Annotated in this window: 8 protein-coding genes; 7 read left to right on the top strand and 1 reads right to left on the bottom strand. The window is 72.7% G+C overall.

What is annotated here, in order from left to right:
* Positions 1-332: 332 nt before the first annotated feature.
* On the bottom strand, positions 333-1784 hold the full coding sequence (locus tag ABTX81_RS22325; protein ID WP_350548362.1) for a type I glutamate--ammonia ligase: 1452 nt from the start codon (positions 1782-1784) through the stop codon (positions 333-335).
* A 520-nt stretch (positions 1785-2304) separates the two neighbouring features.
* On the opposite strand from ABTX81_RS22325, the gene ABTX81_RS22320 reads away from it, so the two are divergent.
* From ABTX81_RS22320 to ABTX81_RS22290, 7 genes are all read left to right on the top strand, one after another.
* The gene (locus tag ABTX81_RS22320; protein WP_350548360.1) at positions 2305-4080 is read left to right on the top strand and encodes a 3-hydroxyacyl-CoA dehydrogenase family protein; all 1776 of its coding nucleotides are present in this window, start codon (positions 2305-2307) and stop codon (positions 4078-4080) included.
* Positions 4081-4259: 179 nt separating this feature from the next.
* A complete protein-coding gene (locus ABTX81_RS22315; protein ID WP_350548358.1) occupies positions 4260-5165 on the top strand; it encodes a TetR family transcriptional regulator in 906 nt (301 codons plus the stop codon).
* 358 nt (positions 5166-5523) lie between these two features.
* Entirely contained in the window at positions 5524-6861 is a 1338-nt protein-coding gene (ccrA, locus tag ABTX81_RS22310) for a crotonyl-CoA carboxylase/reductase (protein ID WP_350548356.1), read from the top strand.
* A gap of 11 nt (positions 6862-6872) precedes the next feature.
* Complete coding sequence (locus ABTX81_RS22305; RefSeq protein WP_350548354.1) at positions 6873-8900, top strand: ethylmalonyl-CoA mutase; 2028 nt, start codon at positions 6873-6875, stop codon at positions 8898-8900.
* Positions 8901-8923: 23 nt separating this feature from the next.
* A complete protein-coding gene (locus ABTX81_RS22300) occupies positions 8924-9886 on the top strand; it encodes an HpcH/HpaI aldolase/citrate lyase family protein (protein WP_350548352.1) in 963 nt (320 codons plus the stop codon).
* Between the two features lie 28 nt (positions 9887-9914).
* The gene (locus tag ABTX81_RS22295; RefSeq protein WP_350548350.1) at positions 9915-10418 is read left to right on the top strand and encodes a MaoC family dehydratase; all 504 of its coding nucleotides are present in this window, start codon (positions 9915-9917) and stop codon (positions 10416-10418) included.
* Between the two features lie 155 nt (positions 10419-10573).
* Entirely contained in the window at positions 10574-11782 is a 1209-nt protein-coding gene (locus ABTX81_RS22290; protein WP_350548348.1) for an acyl-CoA dehydrogenase family protein, read from the top strand.
* The last annotated feature ends 18 nt before the right edge of the window (positions 11783-11800 follow it).

The raw sequence follows: 11800 nt of genomic DNA, 5'->3' as shown, positions 1-11800 counted from the left end.
CTGCCGGGCAGGGCGGGGCGATCGGACGACGGCGGACACCCACCGTGCCGGTTGGCACACCCTAGTCAGCGCGACCGGCGGGGGAACAGGAGTCCGGGGCGGCCGGAAACGGCCAGTGGCGGATCGCCGCCAAGCCCGCGCGGCGGACGGTCAGAGCGCGTACAGTCCGCGGGCGTTGTCCGCCGCGACCCGGCGGGGGGCCGGCCGCTCGGCGGCGCGCACCGAGCCGGCGAGCGGCGACGCATGGCGCGGTGCAGGGCGGGGTCGGTGGCGGCCCACCGAAGCGGGCCGTGGCGGTCGGCCGGCGCGGGGAGGTCCGGCGGGGACAGCGCTCAGTACCGCCAGCGGGTGGCGGCGGCCAGCTCCTCGGGGGTCGCGTCGGCGTACTGCTCGCTCTCGGCCTCCCGGACGGCGAGCACGGCCCCGTAGAGCGGCTCGCCCAGCGCCTCGCGCAGCAGGGCGGAGCGGCGGTACGCCGCGAGCGCCTCGCCCGGGCCGGTGGGCAGCCGGGGGACGGCGCCGGGCGCGGCCTGCGCCGGGTCCCCGGTGAACTCCGGCGGCAGCGCCAGCCGTTGGTCCAGCCCGGCGAGGCCGGCGGCGAGCACCCCGCCGACCGCCAGATAGGGGTTGGCGGTGGCGTCGAAGCACTTGACCTCGGCATTGGCGGTCGAGGCGCGCTCGCCGGTGGAGCCGGTGACCAGGCGCAGCGCGGCCTCCCGGTTCTCCAGGCCCCAGCACTGGTAGGCACCGGCCCAGTGCGAGGGGACCAGCCGCAGGTAGCCGGCCGGGCTGGAGCAGCCGAGCACCAGCAGTTCGGGCAGCGCGCCGAGCACCCCGGCGAGGAAGCCCTCGGCCTCGGCGGTGAGGCCGTGCGGGCCCGGTCCGCCGTGGGCGAGGTTGTGTCCGTCCCGCCAGAGGCTGAGGTGCAGATGGCCGCCGTTGCCGACGCCGCCGGCCTCGACCGCCGGGGCGAAGGAGACCCGCAGGCCGTGCCGGGCGGAGACGGCGCGGATGGTGTGCCGGATCAGCACCGAGGTGTCGGCGGCCTCGACCGGGCCCTCGGGGGCGACCGAGACCTCGAACTGGCCGGCCGCGTACTCGGGGTGGATCTGGAGCACGGTCAGGCCCTGCTCGCCGAGGGCGCGGAGCACGTCGCGCAGGTAGTCGGAGAGCTCGGTGAGCCGCTGCATGCCGTAGGCCGGGCCGGCCGTCGGGTAGCGGGGCGCCTCCTCGGGCGGGCCGGCCAGCGCGGCCACCCACTCGATCTCGATGCCGGCCTTCAGCGTCAGCCCGCGCTCGGCGAAGGCCGCGACCGTCCGGCGGGCGAAGAGCCGCTGGCAGCCCGGGTGCGGGGCGCCGCCCTGGGTGTAGCGGTCCCCCGGCGCCCAGGCCCAGCCCGGCTGGGCGGCGAGCGGGACGATCCGCGCGACGTCGGGGTAGAGCCGCAGGTCCCCGGTGGGGCCGCCGATCAGCGGGCTGGTGACGATGGTGTCGTCGGCGAGGAAGACGTCGAAGCAGGGGGCGGCGCCGACGCCCCACTGGGCGGCGTGCACCAGGCCGCCGAGCGGTACCGCCTTGACCCGGGCGATGCCGGCGTTGTCCACCCAGGTGACGGCGACCGCCTCGACCCCGGCGGTGCGCAGCCGGTCGACCGCCTCCTGGGCCCGTGCTCCGCGCTCGGCCCGGTCGGCCCGGGGCGGCGGCGCGGCGCCGTCGTCGGCGTGCCCGGCCCCCTCGGCGGCGGGGGGCTCGGGACGGTCCGTGGCAACGGCTCCAGTGGTCATGTCCCCATGCTGCCCAGCCCCGCGGGGGCGCGTAACTCCCCTATCGGGTGGTCCGAACGGACGTCCGTCCACCCCCTCACCCGCACGGGTGATCGCCCCGTCGTGAGCGGTGGGATTCCATCGCCCCACCCCCTTCCTACCAGCCAGTAGCTTCGCTACAGTGTCGGCACGCACCACCGTCGGGCTTCGGGAGCCGCACCGACGGGGGCGCCGTCCGCCGTGCGGGACTCGCGCGGAGCGGGCGGCGCGTGGCGGTGCGTTCGTTCACCGGCCGGCCACCGCGGACCGCGGTCGCGACCGGGGCTTCTCCTCCTCTGATCCTCCGAGTTCAGAGGCTGTTCAGAGCCGCTTCCCCACTCGAGCGCCTGAGTACCACGGCACACCCGCAGCATGGCCGGAGCGGACCGGCGGCTGCGCGGTGGCCGCACCCGTCATCCCCCCGCCCCCGCGCGCGGACCCTCCTCCGGCGGCGCGCCCTCCGGAGCGCGCGCGGGCCTTCCATGACAAGGAGTCAGGACAGATGGAGCGTCCCTTCCCCACGGTGGCCGTGGTCGGCCTCGGCACGATGGGCGCCGGCGTCGCGGTCGCGGTCGCCAGGAGCGGCCGCCGGGTGATCGGCATCGAGGCCGACCGGGCCTCGGCCGCCCGGGCGCTGGCCCGGATCGAGGAGGCGACCGCGCACGCGGTGGCCCGCGAGCGGCTCACCGCCGAGGAGCGGACCGGGCTGCTCGCCCGGATCGCCGTCGGCCACGCGCTGGACGCCGCCGCCGACGCGGACCTGGTGATCGAGGAGGTCCCCGAGCGGCTGGAGCTGAAGCGGGAGCTCTTCGCCGAGCTGGACCGGATCTGCCCGCCCGGGACGGTGCTGGCCACCGGCACCACCGCGCTGTCGGTGACCCGGATCGCCGCCGCCACCGCCCGCCCGGACCGGGTGCTCGGCCTGCACTTCTTCAACCCGGTGCACACCATGAAGCTGGTCGAGGTGGTGCGCACGGTGCTCACCGCCCCGCAGGTGGCCGAGGACGCCGCGGCCTTCGCCCGGGACCTCGGCAAGGAGCCGGTGGCGGCCGGCGACCGGGCCGGCTTCGTGGTCAACGGCCTGCTCTTCGCCTACCTCAACCAGGCCGCCGCGATGTACGAGTCCAAGTACGCCACCCGGGAGGACATCGACGCCGCGATGCGGCTCGGCTGCGGCCTGCCGATGGGCCCGCTGGCGCTGCTCGACCTGATCGGCGTGGACACCGCCCGGACCGTCCTGGAGGCGATGTACGAGCAGTCGAAGGACCGGCTGCACGCGCCCGCGCCGATCCTCGGCCAGCTGGTCGCGGCCGGGCTGCTGGGCCGCAAGACCGGCCGCGGCTTCTACACCTACGAGGCGCCCGGCTCCTCGAAGGCCGTGGACGCCGTCACCGGCCCGGCGGAGCCGGGGACCGCCGGCCGGGAGGTGCGCAGCGTCGGCGTCTGCGGCTCGGGCACCATGGCCACCGGCATCGTCGAGGTGTTCGCCAAGGCCGGGTACCCGGTGCTGCTGGCCGCGCGCAGCCTGGAGAAGGCGCAGCGGGCGAAGGCGCAGCTGGCGAAGTCGCTGGAGCGCTCGGTGGCCAAGGGCCGGCTGAGCGAGGAGCAGCGGGACGCCGCCCTGGGCCTGGTCACGCCGGTCGGGCAGTACGGGGAGCTGGCCGAGGTGGACCTGGTGGTCGAGGCGGTGGCCGAGGACCTGGCGGTCAAGCGGGAGCTGTTCACCACCCTGGACGCGATCGTCAAGCCGGGCGCGGTGCTGGCCACGACCACCTCCTCGCTGCCGGTGATCAGCTGCGCCTCGGCGACCACCCGGCCGCAGGACGTCATCGGCATGCACTTCTTCAACCCGGCGCCGGCCATGCGGCTGGTGGAGGTGGTCTCCACGGTGCTGACCGCGCCGGAGGTCACCGCGACCGTGCTGGAGCTGTGCGCCGCGGTCCGCAAGCACCCGGTGGAGTGCGGGGACCGGGCCGGCTTCATCGTCAACGCGCTGCTCTTCCCCTACCTGAACGACGCGGTGCGGATGCTCCAGGAGCACTACGCGACGGTGGACGACATCGACACCGCGATGAAGCTCGGCTGCGGGTACCCGATGGGCCCGTTCGAGCTGCTGGACGTGGTCGGCCTGGACGTCTCGCTGACCATCGAGCAGGTGCTGCACCAGGAGTTCCGCGAGCCGGGCCTGGCGGCGGCGCCGCTGCTGGAGCACCTGGTGGCGGCCGGCTGCCTGGGCCGCAAGACCGGCCGCGGCTTCCGCGACCACGCGCGCCGATGACCACCCCGGCGTCCCACGGGGGACAGCCCGGCCGGCCGCCGTTCCGCCCGGAGCGGGCCGGCCGGCCGCCGGGCGCGGTCTCGGCGCACTGGCCCAGACCCGCGGCCGGCAGCCCGGTCGCCCCGGTGCGCCGGGGAAGGCCCGCGGGCCAGGCGCCGGGGACGTGTAGCGTTCCCGGCATGGATCGGGTTCAGTCAGTCTCCCCGCAGCAATCCGCCCCGGCGCGCGACGGCCGGCCGGCCGGGACCGGCCAGGACGGGAACCCGGGCGGCCGCCGGGCGGCGGCGCAGCGCCAGCAGATGCGCCAGGACCTGGCCACCGCGGCCATGGAGCTGTTCGCCTCGCAGGGCTACGAGGAGACCACGGTCGACCAGATCGCGGCGGCGGCCGGGGTGGCCCGGCGGACCTTCTTCCGGTACTTCCGTTCCAAGGAGGAGGCGATCTTCCCGGACCACGACGACACCCTGGTCCGGGTGGCCGACCTGCTGGCCAGCGCCGAGCCCGAGGAGCACCCGCTGGACGTGGTCTGCCGGGGCATCAACGAGGTGCTGCGGATGTACGCCTCCACGCCCGCCGTCTCGGTGGCCCGGTACCAGTTGATCCGTCAGGTGCCGGCGCTGCGCGAGCGGGAGATCGCCGTGGTGGCCCGCTACGAGCGGCTGTTCACCCGCTACCTGCTGGGCCGCTTCGACACCGCCGGGGAGATCCCCTCGGGCTGGCAGCGCGGCGGCGAGGACGACTCGATGCTGGCCGAGGTGTCGGCGGCGGCCGTGGTCGCGGCCCACAACCACGTGCTGCGGCGCTGGCTGCGGGCCGGCGGGCGGGGCGACGTCGAGGCGCAGCTGGACCACTCCTTCGAGGTGATCCGGCGGACCTTCTGGGCGTCCAGCGCGCCGGGGGCCAGACGGCGTGGCACTGTCGTGGCACCCGGTGCCAGTGGGACGGAGGCGGAGGCCGCGACGGCGAGCGCACTGAGTGCCAGTCCCGGAGGTGAGGTGCTCATCACAGTCGCCCGGACGGACGCCCCGCTGGACGTCGTGGTGAATGCCGTGCGGGCCGCCCTGGAGGGCGCCAAGCAGGCCTGACCGCCAGAGTTTTCGCAGGTCACAGCAGTTTCACGGGCCCGTGTCGAATCATCGGCACGGGCCCTTCGGCTGCCCGCGCGAGGCCCCGCGGAGGGGGTCGCGACCCGCCGGAATTACTGGCACGCCGTGTCTTTACGTGTGGCACAGGGTGCCACTACCTTGTTACCCACCAGTCGCGGCGCCGCGGCTCCCCACCTCGGCGCGCCGTCGTACCGGCGCTCCCCCAACCCCGGGAGCGACCCACCGCAGTGCAGGCCCACCAGCCACCCACCACCACCCCGTTCAGCGAAGCCGGTGTCCGCTCCCGGCTCCCCCAGACGCCCTGTGCCCTCACACAGGTACGCCTTCGGAGGCAGCCATGAAGGAAATCCTCGACGCGATCCTCAGCCCCGACAGCACCTCGGCGGACTTCGCCCACGCGAAGCTGCCGGAGTCCTACCGGGCGGTGACGCTCCACAAGGACGAGGAGCAGATGTTCGCGGGCCTCGACAGCCGCGACAAGGACCCCCGCAAGTCCCTCCACCTCGACGAGGTCCCGCTGCCCGAACTGGGCCCGGGTGAGGCCCTGGTCGCCGTCATGGCCAGCGCCGTGAACTACAACACCGTGTGGAGCTCGATCTTCGAGCCGGTCTCCACCTTCGGCTTCCTGGAGCGCTACGGCCGGCTCTCCCCGCTCACCAAGCGCCACGACCTGCCGTACCACGTGGTCGGCTCCGACCTGGCCGGCGTGGTGCTGCGCACCGGCGCCGGGGTCAACGCGTGGAAGCCGGGCGACGAGGTGGTCGCGCACTGCCTGTCCGTCGAGCTGGAGTCCTCCGACGGCCACAACGACACGATGATGGACCCGGAGCAGCGGATCTGGGGCTTCGAGACCAACTTCGGCGGCCTCGCCCAGCTGGCCCTGGTGAAGACCAACCAGCTGATGCCCAAGCCCGCCCACCTGACCTGGGAGGAGGCCGCCTCCCCCGGTCTGGTCAACTCCACCGCCTACCGCCAGCTGGTCTCGCAGAACGGCGCCGGCATGAAGCAGGGCGACAACGTGCTGATCTGGGGCGCCAGCGGCGGCCTCGGCTCGTACGCCACCCAGTACGCGCTGGCCGGCGGCGCCACCCCGATCTGCGTGGTCTCCAGCCCCCAGAAGGCCGACATCTGCCGGGCGATGGGCGCCGAGGCGATCATCGACCGCTCCGCCGAGGGCTACCGGTTCTGGAAGGACGAGCACACCCAGGACCAGCGCGAGTGGAAGCGCCTCGGCGGGCGGATCCGCGAGCTGACCGGCGGCGAGGACGTCGACATCGTCTTCGAGCACCCCGGCCGGGAGACCTTCGGCGCCAGCGTCTACGTCACCCGCAAGGGCGGCACCGTCGTCACCTGCGCCTCCACCTCCGGCTACATGCACCAGTACGACAACCGGTACCTCTGGATGTCGCTCAAGCGGATCGTCGGCTCGCACTTCGCCAACTACCGCGAGGCCTGGGAGGCCAACCGCCTGATCGCCAAGGGCAGGATCCACCCGACCGTGTCCAAGGTCTACCCGCTGGAGCAGACCGGCCAGGCGGCCCTGGACGTGCACCACAACAAGCACCAGGGCAAGGTCGGCGTGCTCTGCCTGGCCCCCGAGGAGGGCCTGGGCGTGCGCGACGCCGAACTGCGCGCCAGGCACCTGCCGGCCATCAACCGCTTCCGCGACATCTGAAGGCGGATCCGATGAGTGATCAGAAGCGCGACCGCCCCTGGCTGATGCGCACCTACGCCGGGCACTCCACGGCCGAGGACTCCAACGCGCTCTACCGGCGGAACCTGGCCAAGGGCCAGACCGGCCTCTCCGTGGCGTTCGACCTGCCGACCCAGACCGGCTACGACTCCGACCACGTCCTCGCCCGCGGCGAGGTCGGCCGGGTCGGCGTGCCGGTCGGCCACGTCGGCGACATGCGGACCCTGTTCGACGGCATCCCTCTCGAACAGACCAACACCTCCATGACCATCAACGCCACCGCGATGTGGCTGCTGGCGCTCTACCAGGTGGTCGCCGAGGAGCAGGGCGCCGACATCGCCAGGCTCACCGGCACCACCCAGAACGACATCGTCAAGGAGTACCTGTCGCGCGGGACGCACGTCTTCCCGCCCGGCCCCTCGGTGCGCCTGATCACCGACATGATCGCCTACACGGTCGGGAACATCCCGAAGTGGAACCCGATCAACATCTGCAGCTACCACCTCCAGGAGGCCGGGGCCACCCCGGTCCAGGAGATCGCCTACGCGATGTGCACGGCGATCGAGGTGCTGGACGCCGTCCGCGACTCCGGCCAGGTGCCGGCCGAGCGGATGGGCGAGGTGGTCGCCCGGATCTCCTTCTTCGTCAACGCCGGCGTGCGGTTCGTCGAGGAGATGTGCAAGATGCGGGCCTTCGGCCGGCTCTGGGAGAAGGTCACCCGCGAGCGCTACGGCATCGAGGACCCCAAGCAGCGCCGGTTCCGCTACGGCGTGCAGGTCAACTCGCTCGGCCTGACCGAGGCGCAGCCGGAGAACAACGTCCAGCGGATCGTGCTGGAGATGCTCGCCGTCACCCTCTCCAAGGACGCCCGCGCCCGCGCCGTCCAGCTGCCCGCGTGGAACGAGGCGCTCGGCCTGCCCCGCCCGTGGGACCAGCAGTGGTCGCTGCGGATCCAGCAGGTGCTCGCCTACGAGTCCGACCTGCTGGAGTACGGGGACCTCTTCAACGGCTCCGAGGTGGTGGAGGCCAAGACCGCCGGGCTGCTGGCCGGCGCCGAGGCCGAGATCGCCAAGGTGCTGGAGATGGGCGGGGTCATCCCGGCCGTCGAGTCCGGCTACCTGAAGTCCAACCTGGTCGCCTCGCACGCCGCCCGCCGGGCCCGGATCGAGTCCGGCGAGGACCGGATCATCGGGGTGAACTGCTTCGACACCACCGAGGAGAGCCCGCTCACGGCCGACCTCGACACCGCGATCATGGTCGTCGACCCGGCCTCCGAGCGGTCCGTGCTGGCCGCCCTGGAGGCCTGGCGCGGGCAGCGCGACGAGGCCGCCGCGCTGCGCGCCCTGGAGGAGCTCAAGACCGTCGCGGCCACCGCCGAGAACCTGATGCCGGCCACCCTGGCCTGCGCCCGGGCCGGGGTCACCACCGGCGAGTGGGCCTTCGCGCTGCGCGAGGTGTTCGGCGAGTACCGCGCGCCCACCGGCGTCGGCGGCGCCCCGGTCGCGGTCGCGGCCGAGCCGGGCGGCGAGCTGGCCGCGGTCCGCGAGGCCGTCGCCGCCACCGCCGCCGAGCTGGGCGCCGGCAAGCTGCGCCTGCTGGTCGGCAAGCCCGGCCTGGACGGGCACTCCAACGGCGCCGAGCAGATCGCCGTCCGGGCCCGCGACGCCGGGTTCGAGGTGGTCTACCAGGGCATCCGGCTCACCCCCGAGCAGATCGTCTCGGCCGCCGTCGCCGAGGACGTGCACTGCGTGGGCCTGTCGATCCTCTCCGGCGCCCACTCCGAGCTGGTCCCGGACGTGCTGCACCGACTGCGCCGGGCCGGGGTGGAGGATGTCCCGGTGATCGTGGGTGGCATCATCCCGGCAGCGGACGGCGAGGCCCTCAAGGCCGCCGGCGTCGCCGCCGTGTTCACCCCGAAGGACTTCGGCATCACGACCATCATCGGCCGGATCGTGGACGAGATCCGGCTGGCCAACAGGCTCCAGCCCTGGACGCCCGCCCCGGCCGCCACGACCAGCTGACCCCGGAAGGACCCACCCCGCTCATGAGCACGATCAACCGCCTGCGCCCGCGCCGCTCCTGCCTGGCCGTACCCGGCAGCAACCCCCGCTTCCTGGAGAAGGCCCAGGGCCTGCCCGCCGACCAGGTCTTCCTCGACCTGGAGGACGCCTGCGCCCCGCTGGTCAAGGAGAGCGCCCGGCACACCATCGTCGACGCGCTGAACAACGGCGACTGGGGCGGCAAGACCCGCGTCGTGCGGGTCAACGACTGGACCACCCACTGGACCTACCGCGACGTGATCACCGTCGTCGAGGGCGCCGGCCCGAACCTCGACTGCATCATGCTGCCCAAGGTCCAGGACGCCGAGCAGGTCAAGGCGCTCGACCTGCTGCTCACCCAGATCGAGAAGACCATGGGCTTCGAGGTCGGCAGGATCGGCATCGAGGCGCAGATCGAGAACGCCAAGGGCCTCATCAACGTCGACACCATCGCCCAGGCCTCGCCCCGGCTGGAGACCGTCATCTTCGGCCCGGCCGACTTCATGGCCTCGATCAACATGAAGTCCCTGGTGGTCGGCGAGCAGCCGCCCGGCTACCCGGCCGACGCCTACCACTACATCCTGATGCGCATCCTGATGGCCGCCCGCGCCCACGACCTCCAGGCGATCGACGGCCCCTACCTGCAGATCCGCAACCAGGAGGGCTACCGCGAGGTGGCCGGCCGCGCCGCCGCGCTGGGCTTCGACGGCAAGTGGGTCCTGCACCCGGACCAGGTCGCCGCCGCCAACGAGATCTTCTCGCCCTCCCAGGAGGACTACGACCACGCCGAGCTGATCCTCGACGCCTACGACTGGTGCACCTCCGAGGCCGGCGGCTTCAAGGGCTCGGCGATGCTCGGCGACGAGATGATCGACGAGGCCAGCCGCAAGATGGCGCTGGTCGTCTCCGGCAAGGGCCGCGCCGCCGGCCTGCAGCGCACCTCCGAGTTCGAGCCCCCGCAGGCCTGAGAACGCCGACCCGAAGGATCACTGAGACATGCAGTTCGGACGCACCTACGAGGAGTTCGAGGTCGGCGCGGTGTACAAGCACTGGCCCGGCAAGACGGTCACCGAGTACGACGACCACCTCTTCTGCCTCCTCACCATGAACCACCACCCGCTCCACATGGACAGCAACTACGCGGAGCGCACCACCGACTTCGGCAGGAACGTGGTGGTGGGCAACTACGTCTACTCGCTGCTGCTCGGCATGTCCGTCCCGGACGTCTCCGGCAAGGCGATCGCCAACCTGGAGATCGAGTCGCTGCGGCACGTCGCGCCGACCTTCCACGGCGACACGATCTACGGCGAGACCACCGTGCTCGACAAGTGGCCGTCCAAGTCCAAGGACGACCGCGGCATCGTGTACGTCGAGACCAAGGGCTACAAGCAGGACGGCACAGTCGTCTGCGTCTTCCGCCGCAAGGTGATGGTGCCGACCGCGACCTACATCGAGGCGCGCGGCGGCGAGCAGCCCGGCCGCCCGACCCCGCTCGGCTGAGCCCGGCTCCTCCCCCCCAGAGCCCCGGACGGGCCGGCCGCCGTCATCGGCCACGCCCGACCCGGTTCACGGGGGCTCCGCGGAAGCCACGCCCGCGGAGCCCCCGTCCACCCCTACTTCTCCTCTTTTCCCTCAGGCATGACAGGAGCCGCACGATGGGACGCCTCGCACAGACCGACGGCCTCACCGAGATCCAGCGGGACATCCTCGCCACCGTGCGCGAGTTCGTCGACAAGGAGATCATCCCGGTCGCGACCGAGCTGGAGCACAAGGACGAGTACCCGGCCGCGATCGTCGAGGGCATGAAGCAGCTCGGCCTCTTCGGCCTGACCATCCCCGAGGAGTACGGCGGCCTCGGCGAGTCGCTGCTCACCTACGCCCTGGTGGTGGAGGAGATCGCCCGCGGCTGGATGTCCGTCTCCGGCATCGTCAACACCCACTTCATCGTCGCGCACATGATCAACGCGCACGGCACCCAGGAGCAGAAGGACCACTTCCTGCCCAGGATGGCCGCCGGCGAGATCCGCGGCGCCTTCTCGATGTCCGAGCCGGGCCTCGGCTCCGATGTCGCCGCGATCACCACCAAGGGCGTCAAGGACGGGGACGGGGAGTTCTACGTCCTCAACGGCCAGAAGATGTGGCTGACCAACGGCGGCACCTCCAGCCTGGTCGCGGTGCTGTGCAAGACCGACGAGGGCGGCTCCACCCCGTACAAGAACATGACCACCTTCCTGATCGAGAAGACGCCGGGCTTCGGACCGAACCCGGCCGTCCCCGGCCTCACCGTGCCCGGCAAGATCGAGAAGATGGGCTACAAGGGCGTCGACACCACCGAGCTGGTCCTCCAGGACGTCCGCGTCCCGGCCGACCGGATCCTCGGCGGCGTCCCCGGCCGCGGCTTCTACCAGATGATGGACGGCGTGGAGGTCGGCCGGGTGAACGTGGCCGCGCGCGGCTGCGGGGTCGCCCGGCGCGCCTTCGAGCTGGGCATCGCCTACGCCCAGCAGCGCACCACCTTCGGCAAGCGGATCGCCGAGCACCAGGCGATCCAGTTCAAGCTCGCCGAGATGGCCACCAAGGTCGAGGCCGCCCACCAGATGATGGTGATGGCCGCCCGCAAGAAGGACGGCGGCGAGCGCAACGACCTGGAGGCCGGCATGGCGAAGTACCTGGCCTCCGAGTACTGCAAGGAGGTCGTCGAGGACGCCTTCCGGATCCACGGCGGCTACGGCTTCTCCAAGGAGTACGAGATCGAGCGGCTCTACCGGGAGGCCCCGATGCTGCTGATCGGTGAAGGTACTGCGGAGATCCAGAAGATGATCGTCGGGCGCCGACTGCTGGAGGAGTACCGCATCGCGGAGTGATCCGCGGGCCCCGCAAGC

The sequence above is a fragment of the Kitasatospora sp. NPDC097605 genome (assembly GCF_040302725.1).
Classification (GTDB): Bacteria; Actinomycetota; Actinomycetes; order Streptomycetales; family Streptomycetaceae; genus Kitasatospora.
Note: the sequence above shows the minus strand (reverse complement) of the source record. Positions and strands in the feature narration are given on the sequence as shown.